The 15,593-nt window shown below is 75.1% G+C and carries 14 protein-coding genes; 5 read left to right on the forward strand and 9 right to left on the reverse strand.

The window, feature by feature from the left end; genetic code table 11:
- Nucleotides 1-297: 297 nt before the first annotated feature.
- The gene (locus AC0OLQ_RS21505) at nucleotides 298-909 is read left to right on the forward strand and encodes a DUF6058 family natural product biosynthesis protein (protein WP_484527724.1); all 612 of its coding nucleotides are present in this window, start codon (nucleotides 298-300) and stop codon (nucleotides 907-909) included.
- Here AC0OLQ_RS21505 and AC0OLQ_RS21510 read toward each other — a convergent pair.
- Nucleotides 887-2,899, reverse strand: a complete 2,013-nt coding sequence (locus AC0OLQ_RS21510; protein ID WP_484527725.1) for a GTP-binding protein — start codon at nucleotides 2,897-2,899, stop codon at nucleotides 887-889. The genes AC0OLQ_RS21505 and AC0OLQ_RS21510 overlap by 23 nt on opposite strands.
- 187 nt (nucleotides 2,900-3,086) lie before the next feature.
- Here AC0OLQ_RS21510 and AC0OLQ_RS21515 point away from each other — a divergent pair, with 187 nt between their 5' ends.
- Nucleotides 3,087-4,280 (forward strand): spore photoproduct lyase family protein, encoded by a 1,194-nt coding sequence (locus AC0OLQ_RS21515; protein WP_484527726.1) that lies wholly within the window; start codon nucleotides 3,087-3,089, stop codon nucleotides 4,278-4,280.
- Here AC0OLQ_RS21515 and AC0OLQ_RS21520 read toward each other — a convergent pair.
- Nucleotides 4,268-4,666 carry a hypothetical protein gene (locus AC0OLQ_RS21520; protein ID WP_484527727.1) on the reverse strand — a complete coding sequence of 133 codons (399 nt, stop codon included), beginning with the start codon at nucleotides 4,664-4,666 and terminating at the stop codon, nucleotides 4,268-4,270. The two genes, AC0OLQ_RS21515 and AC0OLQ_RS21520, sit on opposite strands and share 13 nt — an antisense overlap.
- A gap of 161 nt (nucleotides 4,667-4,827) precedes the next feature.
- Here AC0OLQ_RS21520 and AC0OLQ_RS21525 point away from each other — a divergent pair, with 161 nt between their 5' ends.
- Nucleotides 4,828-5,607 carry an alpha/beta hydrolase gene (locus tag AC0OLQ_RS21525; protein WP_484527728.1) on the forward strand — a complete coding sequence of 260 codons (780 nt, stop codon included), beginning with the start codon at nucleotides 4,828-4,830 and terminating at the stop codon, nucleotides 5,605-5,607.
- Between the two features lie 32 nt (nucleotides 5,608-5,639).
- Here AC0OLQ_RS21525 and AC0OLQ_RS21530 read toward each other — a convergent pair whose 3' ends face one another.
- The gene (locus tag AC0OLQ_RS21530) at nucleotides 5,640-6,146 is read right to left on the reverse strand and encodes a DinB family protein (RefSeq protein ID WP_484527729.1); all 507 of its coding nucleotides are present in this window, start codon (nucleotides 6,144-6,146) and stop codon (nucleotides 5,640-5,642) included.
- 100 nt (nucleotides 6,147-6,246) lie between these two features.
- Between AC0OLQ_RS21530 and AC0OLQ_RS21535 the strand changes: the two genes are divergently transcribed.
- Nucleotides 6,247-7,287 (forward strand): M36 family metallopeptidase, encoded by a 1,041-nt coding sequence (locus AC0OLQ_RS21535; protein ID WP_484527730.1) that lies wholly within the window; start codon nucleotides 6,247-6,249, stop codon nucleotides 7,285-7,287.
- 150 nt (nucleotides 7,288-7,437) lie between these two features.
- On the forward strand, nucleotides 7,438-8,463 hold the full coding sequence (locus AC0OLQ_RS21540) for a LacI family DNA-binding transcriptional regulator (protein ID WP_484527731.1): 1,026 nt from the start codon (nucleotides 7,438-7,440) through the stop codon (nucleotides 8,461-8,463).
- 12 nt (nucleotides 8,464-8,475) lie between these two features.
- Here the strand turns inward: AC0OLQ_RS21540 and AC0OLQ_RS21545 are convergent, their stop codons facing one another.
- From AC0OLQ_RS21545 to AC0OLQ_RS21570, 6 genes are all read right to left on the reverse strand, one after another.
- A complete protein-coding gene (locus AC0OLQ_RS21545; protein ID WP_484527732.1) occupies nucleotides 8,476-9,786 on the reverse strand; it encodes a D-alanyl-D-alanine carboxypeptidase family protein in 1,311 nt (436 codons plus the stop codon).
- A 167-nt stretch (nucleotides 9,787-9,953) separates the two neighbouring features.
- Complete coding sequence (locus tag AC0OLQ_RS21550; protein ID WP_484527733.1) at nucleotides 9,954-10,538, reverse strand: hypothetical protein; 585 nt, start codon at nucleotides 10,536-10,538, stop codon at nucleotides 9,954-9,956.
- 43 nt (nucleotides 10,539-10,581) lie between these two features.
- Nucleotides 10,582-11,556, reverse strand: a complete 975-nt coding sequence (locus tag AC0OLQ_RS21555; RefSeq protein ID WP_484527734.1) for a lysylphosphatidylglycerol synthase transmembrane domain-containing protein — start codon at nucleotides 11,554-11,556, stop codon at nucleotides 10,582-10,584.
- A 169-nt stretch (nucleotides 11,557-11,725) separates the two neighbouring features.
- Nucleotides 11,726-12,991 (reverse strand): D-alanyl-D-alanine carboxypeptidase family protein, encoded by a 1,266-nt coding sequence (locus AC0OLQ_RS21560; RefSeq protein WP_484527735.1) that lies wholly within the window; start codon nucleotides 12,989-12,991, stop codon nucleotides 11,726-11,728.
- Nucleotides 12,992-13,126: 135 nt separating this feature from the next.
- Nucleotides 13,127-13,747 (reverse strand): hypothetical protein, encoded by a 621-nt coding sequence (locus AC0OLQ_RS21565; protein WP_484527736.1) that lies wholly within the window; start codon nucleotides 13,745-13,747, stop codon nucleotides 13,127-13,129.
- Nucleotides 13,748-13,760: 13 nt separating this feature from the next.
- A complete protein-coding gene (locus AC0OLQ_RS21570; protein WP_484527737.1) occupies nucleotides 13,761-15,545 on the reverse strand; it encodes a DUF4012 domain-containing protein in 1,785 nt (594 codons plus the stop codon).
- Nucleotides 15,546-15,593: the final 48 nt, after the last annotated feature.

Genomic DNA, 15,593 nt, shown 5'->3' on the forward strand with positions numbered 1-15,593 from the left:
TGTGTGTCGCGCCGGCGCTAGTCGCGCCACCACCCCGGTTGCCACTGCTGCCGTCGGCAGCGACCCAGGCCCGATTCGGGCAGCAGGGCACCGCCGCGCGGCGCGGGCCGCTCGGCTCGGGTGCGGTTCTGCTGCGACACGGTGTGCTCCCTGGGTGGTGGTGCCGGTTGACGTTTGCCCGTTCACGGTACGGGCGGGGCCGGGAGCGCGGCAACGGATATTCGCGAGAACGTTTCGGCCGGCCCCGAACGGTGCCCGCCCTAGCCTTGCTGTCATCCGAAGCGGAAGGGGCACGGAATGGACTTGCGGCACCGGGTGGCGGAGTGGTTTCGGGAGGTCAACGGGGAGCACCCGATGACGGCGGCGGACGACGCGTACGTCAGCGCCCAGTTCGTGGTGCTCGACGCGCTGTGCGCGGCGACCGGGCGGGACCCGGACGGCGTACGCCGGTTGATGCTCGACCGGCGGCTGCCGCTGCCGGGCTATCTGCGGTCGGACGGCGCGGAGATGGTCCCGGCGGACCTGTTCGCGCTGGCCGAGCGGGCCGGCGGGGTGGACGCGCTGCCCGGCTGGTTCGTCGGGCACTGGGCGGACCGGGCGCGCGGCGCGGCGGAGTGGGACGCCTACCTCAGCGGGCAGTACGTCTGCCTGCGCTCGGTGACGCCGGAGTCGATCCGGCGCAAGGACGAGCTGACCGCGGCGATCGGGGCGGCGCCGGCCGAGCCGGACGCCGGGTCGGCGGCCTGGCTCGACCGGCTGCACGCGCTGGTCGACGAGTTGGACGCGCTGGAGCCGGCGTTCACCGGCTACGACCGGCTCCGGTTCGGCGGCCCGACGTCCCGGGACACCTGCGTGGACGCGGTGCGGGCCCGGTATCCGCGGCGGGTCAGCGCGCCGACCGGCCGGTGACCCGGCGGGCGACGGCGAGCAGGTACTCCTTGCGGTGCAACGGGTCGTGGTCCCAGCGGGGCCGGCTCGGGGCCGGTCCGCGGACCGGTCGGTAGTGGTCGAACTCGGCCTCCAGGGTGCCCTCGCCCCGGGTGAGCCCGGGCAGCCGCTGCTCCAGCGCGTGCACCCGCCCGGCCGGCACCTCCCCCTCGATCAGGTAGGACGTGCCGCGCAGGATGCTGGTGCGGGTCGCCGCGCCCAGCCCGGCGAGCACGGGCAGCACCGCACCCAGCAGGTCTGCGGGCAGGTCGAGCCGGAACCGGTGCACCGGCTCGTGGACCCGGGTTCCGGCACGGGTGAGCGCGGTCATCAGCACCAGCGGGGTGAGGTTCCGGAAGTCCCCGGCGGTGCTGGACATGCTCTTGTCGAACACGCCGTGGGAGTGGCTCTGCCGGGCCCAGTAGCCGCCGTGGGTGAGGGTGACCACGCAGTCGACCACCGCCCAGCCGCGCAGGCCCTGCCGCAGGGTCTCCCGGACGGTCTCCTCGACGGCCTTGAGGAAGGCCAGCGGCATCGAGCCCAGTTCGATGCCGAGCCGGAACTCCACGCCGCTGCCGAGCGGCCCGGGCTCGACGCGCAGACCGACCGTGCCGAGGAACGGGTTGGGATCCTTGCCGATCCACTCGACGGCGGCGCCCACGCCCACCACCCGCTCCACACAGACGGTGGTGGTCTCCCGGAAGGTGACCGGGACGCCGTAGTCGTCGGCGAGGGTGGCCTCGATGACCTCCTTCTGCACCTCGCCGTAGAGGGACACGGCGATCTCCTGGCGCCGGTCGTCCTGGCGCAGGTTGATCAGCGGATCCTGCTCGGCGAGCTCGGTCAGGGCGGCGTGCAGGGCCGGGCGGTCGGCCGGGTGTAGCGGCTCGACGACGGTCTCCAGCGTGGGCGGGGCGAAGTGACGCCGCGCGGCGGGGCGGTCGGGCGGGACGCCGAGCACGTCGCCGACCCGGACGCCGGCCATCCCGTGCAGCCGGACGATCCGGCCGGCCCCGGCCCCGGCCGCGTCGCCGGGCGTCGCGTCGCCGCCGTCGAAGACGCCGAGGGCGGTCACCCGGGCCTCCCGGCCGTCGCCGTGGCGGATCCGGTCGCGGACCCGCACGGTGCCGGCGAAGATCCGGGCGTACGCGAGCTTCTCGCCCGCCGGGCCGCGCTCGACCTTGAAGACGGTGCCGGAGAGCGGGGCCTGGTCGTCGCCCGCGGTGGCGGGGAGCAGCGCGGTGACCGCGTCGATCAGGTCGTCCACCCCGGCCCCGGTCATGGCGGAGCCGGCGAGCACCGGGTGCACCCGGGCGCGCCCGGTCTGCGCGGTGAGCGCCCGGCGCAGCCGGTCCGGGGTGACCGCCCGCTCGTCGGCCACGTACGCGGCCAGCAGCGCGTCGTCGTGCGCGGTGAGCAGGTCGACCAGGCGGGCGTGGTGGCCGGGGTCGCCCGGCGGGTGCGGGACCCAGCGGGCGGCCGGGGTGCCGGCGGCGTCGACCCGGCCGAGGGCGACGACGTCGGGGGTGAGCCGCTCGGCGAGCTGGTGCAGCACCCGGTCCGGGTCGGCGCCGGCCCGGTCCACCTTGTTGACGAAGAACAGGGTGGGGATGCCGAGGCGGTGCAGGGTGCGGGCCAGCACCCGGGTCTGGGCCTGGACGCCCTCGACGGCGGAGACCACGAGCACCGCCCCGTCGAGCACGCCGAGCACGCGTTCCACCTCGGCGATGAAGTCGGGGTGGCCGGGGGTGTCGATCAGGTTGACGGTGGTCCCGGCGATGGCGAAGGAGACCACGGCGGAGCGGATGGTGATGCCCCGCTGCCGCTCCAACGCCAGGGTGTCGGTGCGGGTGTTGCCGGCGTCGACGCTGCCGGGTGAGTCGATGACCCCGGCGCTGTGCAGCAGCCGTTCGGTCAGACTGGTCTTACCGGCGTCGACATGGGCGAGGATGCCGAGATTGAGGGTTTTCACGAAGCGTCATGTCCTCGGGGTAGGCGGTCAGTGCCTTCGGGTGGGACATCGACGCGGCTCGCATTCTCGGGCTCCTCCCCTCGGTGGACGTCGTGGTCGATTGCAGCAGCCGACGCGGGCGCCGGCAACCGATTAACCCGTTCGGGGTGGGGCGTTGGCTCGGCGGCGCAGCGGGTAGACGGCCCGGATGAGCCCAGACGATGCCGGGACGGTGGACGTCAACCAGCCGCTCGCGGTCGGCGTACCCGCGGCCCCGCACGATGCGAGCGGCGAGCGCGTGCCGACCCGCGACCTGTCGGGCCTGGCGCCGCCGCCGCGACCGGCCCGGCGGTGGACGCCGAAGCGGGTGGTCGCCACCCCGGCGGCGCTGGAACACCCGCACGGCCGGCGGATCGCCGAGCGGGTGGCGGCGCTCGGCATCGAGGTGGAGCGGCTGCGCGGAAACCGGGTCACCGGGCTGCGCGGGGAGACCGCGCGGGAGACGTACGCCCGGGCCAAGTCGACCCTGGCGATCGTGGTCAGCCCGCCGTCGCGGCGCCGCCTGCAGCCCATCGCGCCGAGCGCCGACTGGCGGGTGGACCTGGCCGAGGGCTGCCCGGCGCACTGCCAGTACTGCTACCTGGCCGGATCGCTCACCGGCCCGCCGGTGACGCGGGTCTACGCCGACCTGGACGACATCCTGGACGGACTCGCCGACTACGTCGGCCGCGGGACGGTGACCAGTCGCCGGGCCGCGCGGGCGGGCGAGGGAACCACCTTCGAGGCGTCCTGCTACACCGATCCGCTGGCCCTGGAGCACCTGGCCGGCAGCTGGCAGCGGGCTGTGCGGCACTTCGGCGGCTGGGCCGCACCCGTGCAGCTGCGCTGGACGACCAAGTACGACGACATCGACGGCTTCCTCGGGCTGCCGCACGCGGGCCGGACCCGGGTGCGGTTCAGCGTCAACTGCCGCCCGGTGACGACCCGGTTCGAGGGCGGCACGAGCCGGGTGGAGGACCGGGTCGCGGCGCTGCGCCGGCTGGCGCTCGACGGGTACCCGGTGGGGCTGACGATCGCCCCGATCATTCCGCTGCCGGACTGGCGGCGGCACTACGCCGAACTGCTGGACCTGGTCGCGGCGGAGGTGGACGGGGTGCCGGCGCTCGACCTGACCGCCGAGCTGATCACGCACCGGTTCACCCCGGGCAGCAAGGAGGTGCTGCTCGGCTGGTATCCGCGTACCCGGTTGGAGATGGACGAGGCGTCGCGCAGCCGCAAGCACGGCAGATTCGGCGCGGTGAAGTACGTCTACCCGCGGGAGACCATGGCGGAGCTGCGGTCCTGGTTCGACCGTGAGCTGGCCGCGCGGTTGCCGGCCTGCCGGGTGCTCTACTGGACCTGAGCCACCGGGGCCGGGTGGCGCTTCATCTCCTCCATGAAGGGGTAACGCGCGGTCAGCTCGGCGAGCGTGCAGCCGGCCCGCCAGGCGGCGGCCACCTGGGCGACCTGGAGCAGGTCGGTGGCGTCGCCGCGGGCCTGGACCTCGCCGTCGACCCGCAGGTCGATCATGAAGTAGCGGGCCTGGGCGCCGAGGCTGACGCAGACGACGCCCCGGTCGGAGGCCGCCTCGGCGCAGGTGAACCGGCTGCGCCCCTGCTCGGGCGCGGTCACCCGGCCGATGTCGAGCTGGTGCCGGGCCGCGGTCTGCACGAGTGCGGGAGCCAGGCCGCCCGGCTCGACCAGGTCCGGGTAGAGGCGCACACCCAGTGCCGTCGACACGTCGCTCATGACTGACTCCCACTTCCTTGTGACAGAGACCAGCAGCACGCAGGTTACGGGTGTGTTTCCGGCGCCTGATCATCCTGTCCCCCCTGGACGCCCGACGGCAATAGGAAGCGTCGATTCGACCACCATCGGGGCCGCATCCCGGGCCGGGTACGCTCCCGCCCATGGCCCGGATCCGCTGTGACTTCTTCTCCGCAGCGCTCGGTATGGGCACGTCGATGACGGTGCTGCTGCCCGACCACGGCTCGGCCGGGATCGGCATGGCCGGCGGGACCACCGCCGGTGACCCGCCGGTGCTCTACCTGCTGCACGGCCTGACCGACGACGACACGATCTGGACCCGGCGCACCGCGATCGAGCGGTACGTCGCCCCGCTGGGCCTCGCCGTGGTGATGCCGCAGGTGCAGCGGAGCTTCTACTGCGACGAGGCACACGGCAACCGCTACTGGACCTTCCTCAGCGAGGAACTGCCCGAGGTGTGCCGGTCCTTCTTCCGGCTCTCCGACCGGCGGGCGGACACCTTTGTGGCCGGCCTGTCCATGGGCGGTTACGGCGCGGTCAAGTGGGCGCTGCGCCGGCCCGACCGGTTCGCCGCGGCGGCCAGCCTCTCCGGCGTCCTGGACGTCGCCCGGCGACGCCACCACCCGACGCGCCCCATGGACCCCGCCGTCTGGCACACGGTGTGGGGTGACCGGGACGTACCGGGTCCGGACGACGACACGGTGGCGCTGCTGGAGCGGGCCGGCGACGACCTGCCGGCGCTCTACGTCGCCTGCGGCACCGAGGACTTCCTCTACGAGGACAACACCCGCTTCGTCGACACGGCACGCCGTCGGGGGCTGCCGGTCACCGTGGACTTCTCCCCGGGCGACCACGACTGGGCGTACTGGGACGCGAAGATCCAGGACGTGCTGGCCTGGCTGCCGCTGCGCCGCGACGGCTGACCCGGCCGGCGCCGCGCCTCCCAGGCGACCGGTCAGACGCCGACGGTGCCGTCGATGGCCTCGCGGAGGAAGTCGGCGTGACCGTTGTGCCGGGCGTACTCGTGCATCATGTGCAGCATCACCAGGCGCAGCGAGACGTCCTCGCCCCACCGGGCCTGGTGGCCGGTCACGTCGAGCGACTCGGCCTCGCGCTCGATGCGGCGGGCGTGCTCGACCTCCCGCTGCCACGCCTCGAACGCCTCCGACCGGTTCGACGCGCTCGCGTCGTACGCCTCCTGGAAGTCCCCGGTGGCCGACCAGAGCAGCGGAATGTCCTCGGCGTTGATCACCCGGCGGAACCAGGTGCGCTCGACCTCGGCCATGTGCCGCACCAGGCCGAGCAGGGACAGCGTCGACGGCGGCGACGACTGCCGCCGCAGTTCCTCGTCGGTCAGCCCCTCGCATTTCAGGGCCAGGGTGGCGCGGTGGAAGTCGAGGAACGCCCGCAGCGTCTCCCGCTCCCCGGCCAGCAGCGGCGGGCCGATCCGTTCGGTCTCCACGAGGGTCCCTCCCCGCAGGCCGGTCGGCCCGCTCGTGGTTGCTTGGCAGTGCCCCCCGGGGAGCCTAGTCTCAGCGGATCGATCCGCCTCCGAAGGGATCATGATGCACCCCCACTTCCGACGTTCCGCGCTGGTCGCCTCGGCGGTCACCGCGGCGCTGGCGGCCGGCGGCACCACCGTCCAGGCCGCCGGAGACCCCTACGACCACACCGCCACCGCGACGGTCTTCGCGCCGAACCCCGTCCAGCAACTGGGCGACCAGTCGCTGACCGACGCCAAGGACGCCGACCAGTCGGCGCTGGCCGGGGCGTACCGGTCGGTGACGCTGACCAACCTGGACGGCTCCGGCACCCTCACCGGCAAATACGTGGTGGTCAAGAGCAAGACCGGCACCCCGGCCCGCACGGTCGACGGCGCGTACCCGGCCTGGCACCGGGACGCCGACCAGTTCGAGCAGGTGATGGGCTACCACTGGGTGAACACGGCCCAGGCGTACCTGCAGTCGCTCGGCTTCGGCAGCACGCTGCGGCCGGTCAACCAGCGGCAGATCGAGCTGCGCATCGACCAGTACGGCGGCGACAACTCGTTCTTCCGCGAGGACAAGGCGAACATCACCCTCGGCAAGGGCGGCGTGGACGACGGCGAGGACGCCGAGGTGATCGTCCACGAGTACGGCCACTCGGTGCAGGACGGGCAGGTGCCCGGCTTCGGCACCACGCTGGAGTCCGGCGCGATCGGCGAGGCGTTCGGCGACTACCTGGCGGTCGCGGTGACCAGCTGGGCCACCGGCGTGCCGACGAGCACCCCGGAGGCCTGCGTGGCCGACTGGGACTCGGTCTCCTACACCCGCACCGCCCCGCACTGCCTGCGCCGCCTCGACGGCACCAAGGTCTACCCCGCCGACCTGGTGGGCGAGGTGCACGCCGACGGCGAGATCTGGTCCCGCGCGCTGTGGGACATCCGCACCGCGCTCGGCGACCGCCGGGCCACCACGGCGATCGTGGAGGCGCAGTTCGCCTTCACCCCGGACGTCACCTTCCGGGACGCGGCGCTGGCCACCGTGGCCGCCGCGCAGCGCCTTCACGGCACCCAGGCCGCGACCGCGACCCGGGCCGCCTTCGTCGCCCGCGGCATCCTCTGACCGCCGCGGTGGGCGCCGCTCCCCGCCGGGCGGCGCTCACCGCGGCGACGACCGGGCCATCGGAAGGTCCACCTACGTCCGCCGGCGGCAGCAGCAGGTTGGCCGTCTCGAGCGGGGCGGGACCGGCCGACCGAATCGAAGGAGACACGGGTGAGCGGGGACGACGAGCGCAGGGTGACCATCACCGTGATCGCGCGGGAGGCCGGTGTCTCGGTGCCGACCGTGTCCCGGGTGCTCAACGGGCGCTCGGACGTCGCCCCGGGCACCCGGGAACGGGTCGAGGAACTGCTGCGCCACCATGGCTACCGACGCCGGGGCAGCCGCGCGGTGCGCCGGGCGGACCTGGTCGACCTGGTCTTCAACGACCTCGACAGCCCGTGGGCTGTGGAGATCATCCGGGGCGTGGAGGACGTCGGCCACACCGTCGGGGTGGGCACCGTCGTCTCGGCGATCCACCGCGAGTCCACCTCGACCCGGCAGTGGCTGCAGAACCTGCGTGCCCGCGCCTCGGACGGGGTCATCGTGGTGACCTCCCACCTGACCCCGCCCGTGCACGCCCAGTTGCGCCGGCTCAACGTGCCGGTCGTGGTGGTCGACCCGGCCGCCGGGGTGCCGGGCACGGACGTGCCGGCGATCGGGGCGACCAACTGGTCGGGCGGCCTGACCGCGACCGAGCACCTGCTCGGCCTCGGGCACCGCCGGATCGGTTTCGTGGCCGGCCCCACGCACCTGCTGTGCAGCCGAGCCCGGCTGGACGGCTACCGGGCCGCGCTGGAGGCGGCCGGCGTACCGCTGGACGACCGGCTGGTGCAGCCTGGCGACTTCTACCACGCCTCCGGCTTCACCGCCGGCAGCAACCTGCTCGATCTCGACGACCCGCCCACCGCGATCTTCGCGGCCAGCGACCAGATGGCCTTCGGGGTCTACGAGGCCGTCCGCCGGCGCGGGCTGCGGGTCGCCGACGAGGTGAGCATCGTGGGCTTCGACGACCTGCCGGAGGCCCGGTGGGCGTCCCCGCCGCTGACCACGGTGCGCCAGCCGCTGGTGGAGATGGGCCGGCTCGCCGCCCGCACGGTGCTGCGCCTGGCCCAGGGCGAGGAGATCGAGTCGCCGCGCGTGGAGCTGGCCACCGAACTGGTGGTGCGCGACAGCACCGCCCGCCCCGCCGGCCGGTAGGACGAAGCCCTTTCAGTCGTCCTCCGGCATCTTCGCTCCCGGCACGGCCGCCCCGGGCGGCATCGCGGCGAGGGCGGCGGCGTGCCGGCGGCGCCGGCCCAGCAGCACCGCTCCCCCGGCCACCAGCACCACCCCGACGGCCACCGAGGGGCCGGTGCCCGGCCACGCGTCGGTGGCCGCGAAGCCGGCGCCCCCCAGCCCCGCGCCCTCGGCGAGGGCCGACGCCGCCCCGGTCGGCGACGCGGCGACCCGGTCCAGTTCGCCGGGGCGGACCAGCCGGCCGACCGCCGCGTCCCGCGGCAGGGCGAAGCCCCAGTCGAGCAGGGCGGCGCCCTGCTGCCAGCCGCGCTGCGTGGGGATCTCCGCGCCGAGCAGGGTCACCACCAGCCGCCGGCCGCCGCGCTCGGCCGCGCCGACGTACGTGTGCCGGGCCAGGTCCGTGAAGCCGGTCTTGCCGCCGATCGCGCCCGGATAGTGGTCGAGCAGCATGTTGTCGTTCTGAATCTGGAACGCCTTCTCGCGCAGCGCCGGCTGGGCGGGCACCTCCGCGGTCCGGGTGGCCGTGTACCGCCGGAACGCCGGGTCGGCGAAGCATGCCCGGGCGATCAACGCCAGGTCGTACGCGCTGGTGAACTGGCCCGGACCGTCCAGGCCGGACGGCGTGAACGCGTGGGTCTGCCGCGCGCCGAGCCGCCGGGCCTCCTCGTTCATCGCGCGGATGCCCCCGGCCGTCCCGTCCGGACCGCCGCCCAGCCGGGCCAGGGCGTTGGCCGCCTCGTTGCCGGACTTCAACAGCAGGCCCAGCCAGATCGTCTCGATCCGGTACCGCCCGCCCGCGGCCAGCCCCACCGCCGAGCTGCCCGGCTCGATGGCCAGGTCCTCGTCGGTCACGGTGACCTCGCGGTCCGGGTCCAGCCTCGGCAGCATGGTGGCGGCCAGCAGCAGCTTCTGCACGCTGGCCGGTACGCCGTACTCGTGCGGGCCGCAGCCGCCGAGTACCGCGCCGCTGTCCAGGTCGGCGACCACCCAGGAGGTCGCGGTCACCGCCGGCGGAGCGGGCGCGACCGGCGGCAGGACCAGGCCGGCGGTGGCCAGGGCGGCGCCGCCCACCGCCCGTGCGGCCGGGTCGGCCGCGGGCGGCGGCTTCGGGGGCCGGATCGCCGGGGCGGGCACGTTCGGGCAGGGCGGCGCCCCGGCGGGCAGCCGGCCGACCCGGACGGCCGGCCCGCCGGTCCGGGCGCCCGCCACAGCGGGCGCGGGCAGCATCGATGCAGGCACGAGCAGGGCGGCGGCGAGTGCCACCGACGGTCCCCAGGTCCTCATGAACCGGGACGGTAGCCACGCCGACCCGATCGGGTCGCCTGCTCGCCCATTCGCGTCCGGCGACCCGCCCGCGGCGGTAGGCTGCCCGGCCCGCCCGCTGGCGCGGCGGTGCCGCCGAGTGCGGCCTCGACCGCAAGCGGGTGGCCGGCGGCGTGCTGCGGCGGCTCTCACGGGACGCGGCCGGTGGACTGGAGCAGCGCGGCGACCACGGCCACCGCGTCGCCGACCGCGTCCAGCAGCCGCCAGCGGCCAGGCTCGTCGGGTCCGGCGGTCGCGGACCGGCTCGCCGCCTCCGCTACCAGCCGCGTCGGGTCGACGCACCGCTCCCGGTGACGGCCCGCCGGGTCGGTTCGGGCCGTGCAGTGGATGTCCACGCCGGGGGTGGGGCGGGTTACGGGGTCGGCACCGGAGGAGATGACCGGGACGCACAGCCGCCCCTGCCGGCGCAGCGGCCCCAGCAGCTGGTCGGCGATCGGGGAGGTCGTCACGACCGCCCGGGCGTCCGGCGGGATCGACCGGCGGACCCGGCGCCGGACCGGGCGCAGCAGCAACCGGAGCACGGCCGTGGACACCCGGAACCGGCTGGTCAGGAGCAGGCAACGCCAGGGCACCCGGGGCAGCAGCTCCGGGAGGCTCAGCCGGTCCACCGCGAAGCCCAGGCCGCGCAGCCGCCGGGTCAGCTCGGCGGCGTCCCGGTCGGGTCCGGCGCCCGGTCCCGCGGAGACCACCACGATCCGCCCCGCGTGCTCCATGCGCGGCGGATACCCGTGGTCACCGCGTCCACGCGCCGGTCGGTCAGACCGCGCCGCGCCGCACGAGCAGCCGTAACGCCACGTAGCCGGGCAGCGCCGGCAGCCAGAACGTGGCCAGCCGGTAGACGAGCACCCCGGCCACCGCGGTCTCGGTCGGGACGCCGTAGAGCAGCAGGCCGGAGACCAGGGCCGCCTCGGTGGCGCCGAGCCCGCCGGGGGTCGGCGCGGCGGTGGCCACCCCCTCCCCCACCACGCACACCAGCACCACCGGCGCGAGCAGCGCCGGCGCGGCGGACAGCCCGACGGCGAGCAGGGCCAGCCAGAGCGCGGCACCGTAGGCCAGGGTCAGCGCCACGCTCACGGTCAGCAGCGGCACGATCCGGCCGCCCTGGGCCAGCGCGCGCAGGGCGTCGGTGGCCTGGCGCCGGGCCGTCCCGAGCCGGGCTCGCCACCGCGGTACGGCGAACGCCACGGCGACGGCCAGCAGCACGGCGAGCACGGTGAGCAGCACGGCCAGTCCTCGCCCGGCGGCGGCGTCGGCCAGGTGCCGACGGGTCCCCCGGGCGAACGGCAGCAGGACGGGCAGCAGCAGGGCGACGGCCAGCACACCGGCGACCCGGTTCACGGCGACCGCGGTGGCCGCGGCCGGCACGGTGAGTCCCTGGCGGTGCAGGTAGCGAAGGCTCAGCGCCACGCCGCCGAGCGCACCGGGCGCGAGCCGGTTGACGAAGGCGGCGGCCACCTGGACGGCGACCGTGCGGCCGAGCGGCACCGGGGTGGCGACGGCGAGCCGCAGCGCGAGCGCGCTGAACAGGTAGGTGGCGGCCGCGGCGAGCAGCGAGCCGGTCACCGCGAGCGGGTCGGCGTGCCGCAGGGCGTGCAGCGCGGCGCGTACCTGGCCGAGCTGGGGCAGCAGGAAGTGCACCAGCAGGCCGAGCATGACCAGCAGGAAGACGTCCCGCCAGGTGATCCGCACGGCGTGGGCCGGGCGGCCGGACGGTGGGTGCCTCCGGCGCATCGCCGGAGTCAGCGGGCGGTTTCCGGGCGGCCGTCCACCGCTGGGGGCGTGCCCGGCGTGGTTGCGTCGGCTGGCCGGCTGTCCCGCATGATCCGACCATAGGGGGACCGGCCGCCGGGGCGGGCGGCATCGCCGCCGATCCGCCCGACCGGTACGCGGCCGGCGCCGGTCAGGCGCGGCGGCGACCGACCCGGCGGCGCCGACCACGGCGGGCGACCAGCGCGGTCACCAGCCCGCCCACGGTGAGGGCGAGCAGGCCGGCGGCGGGTGCGATGACCTGCCAGTCGCCGTCGGCCATCCGACGCAGCGCGGTCCCGGCCGGCCCCCGCCACTGCGGCGGCGGGGTCGGGCGGGCCGCTGCCGGGGAGGAGCTGGTGTCAGCCTGCTCGGCGTCCAGTTCGCCGGGGCCGACCAGCCGGCCGACCGACGCGTCCCGGGGCATCGCGAAGCCCCAGTCGAGCAGCTGGGCGCCCTGCTGCCAGCCGCGTACCGGGCGGGCCTCGGCGCCGAGCAGGGTGACCACGAGCCGCCGGCCGCCGCGCTGGGCGGCGCCGACGTAGCTGTGCCGGGCCAGCTCGGTGAAGCCGGTCTTGCCGCCGAGGGCACCCGGATAGCGGTAGATCAGCTGGTTCTCGTTCTGAATCTGGAAGCCGCCGGCCTTGAGCGCGGGCTGGGCGGGGATCTGGGCCCGCTCGGTCAGCGCGTAGCGGCGGAACCGCTCGTCGGCGAAGCACGCCCGGGCGATCAGCGCCAGGTCGTACGCGCTGGTGAACTGGTCGGGGCCGTCCAGCCCGGACGGGGTCACCGCGTGGGTCTGGCGGGCGCCCAGCCGGTGCGCCTCGGCGTTCATCTCGGCGACGCCGGCGCCCGCGCTGCCGGCGCCGAGCCGGGCCAGCATGTTCGCCGCGTCGTTGCCCGACTGGAGCAGCAGCCCCAGCCAGAGCGTCTCCACCGCGTAACGCCCGCCGACGAGCAGGCCGACGGCCGAGCTGCCCCGCTCGATGTCCAGGTCGGCCCGGGTCGCGGTGGCCACCTGCTTCGGGTCGAGCCGGTTCAGCATGGTGGCGGCCAGCAGGAGCTTCTGGGTGCTCGCCGGGGTGGCGTACTCGTGCGGGCCGCAGGCGCCAAGCACGGCGCCGCTGTCCAGGTCGGCGACCAGCCAGGTGGTGGCCGTGAGCGCCGGGGGCGCCGGGCTGCCGGGCGGCGTCACCAGGCCCGACGTGGCCAGCGCGTCCCCGCCGATGGCCTGCTGTTCCGGCACCGGCGGGGGCGGGGTGGGACGGGGCGGCCGGGTCACCTTCGGCGCCGGCAATCGCGGGCAGGGCACCGCCGCCCCGGCGGCGGCGGTCACCGGCGGCGCGGCGTCCGCCGGGGCCGGTGCCCCGGTGACGAGCAGGGCGACGACGGTGGTGGCGGCCAGGACCCGGGCTCTCATGGAGAGGCACCCTACCCAGACCCGTTCCGGGCGCGGCGCAGCCACCGGCGTTGCCGCACGCGTGAAGGTGCCCGCCGGACCTGGTCCGGCGGGCACCTTCACGATCGGTCCGGGCCCTGCCCGGGGTGCCTCAGGTCAGCGGGAGCCGATCCCGAAGCGATCGCGCCGACGCCAGGCCAGGGAGAGCAGCACGAGCACCGCGCCCGCACCGGCCAGGCCGCCGCCGAGCTTCACCGGCGTGCTGAGGCTGTCGCCGGTCACCGGCAGGTTGCCGCCGCCGTGCGGCGGCCGGTGCGGCCGCGCCGGGTAGACGATGCCCGTGGCGCTGTCCGACCGATTCCCCTGGGTGGCGGTGAAGCGGTACCGCCCGGTCCGGGTGGGCTTGTAGGTGACGCTGAACTCGCCCGCCTCGTTTGCCGTCACGGTGAACGCGGTCGGCGCGGGCTGCGGCTGCTGGTAGGCCACCGCACTCATCGCGACGGCGCTCCCGTCGCTGCGGCGGGCCGTCCCCTGGGCGGGTGCCGCGTTGGGGAGGCCGCTGATCGCCACACTGATGGTGACCGCGCCGGGCGCGAAGCCCGTGCCGGTCAGGGTGAAGGTTTCGCCGAGGAAGATGGCGGTCGGCTGGACGGTCAGCGACACTTCTTCCGCCGGCGGGTACACGGGCGGCTGCGGCTGTGCCGCGCCGGCCGCCGTCGGCATGGCCGCCACGGCCAGGCCGACCGTGAGTGCCATGAAGATGCGGGATAGCCGCATGATGGATTCCCTCCTACTGATCACAGCTTGGTGCGGAAACAACTTGGGTGGTCCATGGGGTGACGGTGGGTGTGAGCACCAGCTCGGCCGTGCCGGCGCTCGTCTTGCCGGTGAGCAGGGTGACGTCGAGGGTCCGGGTACGACCCGGCTTGACCTCCACGTTCACCACGGTCACCTGGCGACTACCGGCGGTCCCGCTGCCCATCCGGGCGTCCCGGCCGTCGAGCCGCCCGCCGAGCACCGCCCCTCCGGTCGGCGTGTACACCGACACGAAGGTGCGGGCGGTGTACGGATCGCCGGAGAGCGCGAGGCCGGTGACCGACTTGGTCAGGCCCGACTTCGGGGCGGTGGAGTGGACCGTGACCCGGAGCCGCAGCTCCCGGCGCCCGTCCGGCTGGCAGTCGCCGACCGTCACGGTTGCCGAGAACCTCAGGTAGTAGCCGAGCTTCGCGCCGCTGCCGTCGTTGAGGAACACGCCGACAGTGGGCACGGTGTCCTTCTCGCGGAGCTTCCCGGCCAACCGGCTGTCGCCGAGGACGCGCTGCTCTGCGGGGTGGACACTCCAGAACAATATCCGACGTTCTGCAATAGAACGGTTGAAAACGGTCAAAAGAGCCCTTGGATTCACCGCCTTGGTGAAGAGCGCGTCGAACACGGCGGACGCGGCCTGCGCGAAATAGGTGTCCTGCTCCCGGGTGTCGAGCGTCCGGTAGGCGTCGCTGAGCAGAGTCCGGACCACCGTGCTGCCGGCCAGACTCGGCCGGTCCGGCACGGTGACCGGCCCGATCACGCCGAGCAGATACGACAGCACCAGCGGATCCACCGCGAGCACCCCGTCCACCGCCGTGCCGGTGCGGCGGCGGACCATCTCCCGGTAGAGCGCCGCCGCGGTCGGGAAGTCCGGGCTGAGGTTGACATCCGCCGGGTACGTCCCGGGCAGGTCGTTCCAGAGCCGCCGCACCTCCTGGCTCACCGGCAGCGGCGGGGTGAACAGCCCCAGGCTGCTCGCGCTGTTCTGGCCGGACATCCGGATCCGGCCGTTCTCGGCCCGCAGCACCGCGTGCGCGCCGAACATCCCCCCGGTGGCGCGCAACTCGGCCGGGTTCTGGGAGACGAGCAGGTAGCTGCGGGGGCCGTCGGCTCCGAGCAGCGCCGGCAGCAGCCGGGCGCCCTGGTCCGCCGCGGCGGTGAGCTCGCCCAGCCGGTCCAGTTCGGTCCGCAACCCGGCGACCGCGTCCCGGACCTGTTCGACGAGGTCGTCGGTCGACACGGCGCGCAACCGGGCACCGGTGTCCCGCACCGCGCGGTCGGCGGCGGAGACCTCGGCCGAGACGGCGCGCAGCCGGCCCAGGTCGAGCCGCCCCTCCTTCGGCACCAGCGAGGCGAGGTCGACCCGGAGCAGGGTGGGGAAGGCCAGGCGGGCCAGGTCGTCCACGGCCACCGCGATCTGGCGTACGGCGGCCAGGTCGTCGCCCGCGTACGGGGCCTGCTGGCCGAGCCACCAGCCCGGGTCGCCCGTTGCGCTCCGGGCGGCGGCGGCCTGCTCCTGGAGCGCCGCGAGGGTGCGCTGGGCGCGGGCGGCGTCGCCGCCGACCACCTGGGTGCTGAGCTCCTGGGCCAGCCCGGCCGCGTTGAGCAGGTGCGCCCGGGCCTGCCACCCCCGGAACCCGACCCAGCCGCCGGTAGCCAGCAGCACCGAGACGACGACCAGCCCGACGAGCAGGAACCGGCGTACCCGGGCCCGGCTGCGACGCCGGGAACGCCGCCGCCGGCGGGACAACCCACCGCTTTCCGTCACACCACTCTCCCCAGGCTCGAAACCGGACACCAATGACGTTTGATCGCT

The organism is Micromonospora sp. Utrum1 (assembly GCF_057197805.1).

Coding starts and splice junctions, on each gene's coding strand:
- AC0OLQ_RS21515 (WP_484527726.1), top strand. CDS start 3,087: ATGAGCCCAGACGATGCCGGGACGGTGGACGTCAACCAGCCGCTCGCG.
- AC0OLQ_RS21565 (WP_484527736.1), bottom strand. CDS start 13,747: ATGCGGCTATCCCGCATCTTCATGGCACTCACGGTCGGCCTGGCCGTG.
- AC0OLQ_RS21550 (WP_484527733.1), bottom strand. CDS start 10,538: ATGGAGCACGCGGGGCGGATCGTGGTGGTCTCCGCGGGACCGGGCGCC.
- AC0OLQ_RS21520 (WP_484527727.1), bottom strand. CDS start 4,666: ATGAGCGACGTGTCGACGGCACTGGGTGTGCGCCTCTACCCGGACCTG.
- AC0OLQ_RS21535 (WP_484527730.1), top strand. CDS start 6,247: ATGATGCACCCCCACTTCCGACGTTCCGCGCTGGTCGCCTCGGCGGTC.
- AC0OLQ_RS21560 (WP_484527735.1), bottom strand. CDS start 12,991: ATGAGAGCCCGGGTCCTGGCCGCCACCACCGTCGTCGCCCTGCTCGTC.
- AC0OLQ_RS21555 (WP_484527734.1), bottom strand. CDS start 11,556: ATGCGCCGGAGGCACCCACCGTCCGGCCGCCCGGCCCACGCCGTGCGG.
- AC0OLQ_RS21545 (WP_484527732.1), bottom strand. CDS start 9,786: ATGAGGACCTGGGGACCGTCGGTGGCACTCGCCGCCGCCCTGCTCGTG.
- AC0OLQ_RS21505 (WP_484527724.1), top strand. CDS start 298: ATGGACTTGCGGCACCGGGTGGCGGAGTGGTTTCGGGAGGTCAACGGG.
- AC0OLQ_RS21525 (WP_484527728.1), top strand. CDS start 4,828: ATGGCCCGGATCCGCTGTGACTTCTTCTCCGCAGCGCTCGGTATGGGC.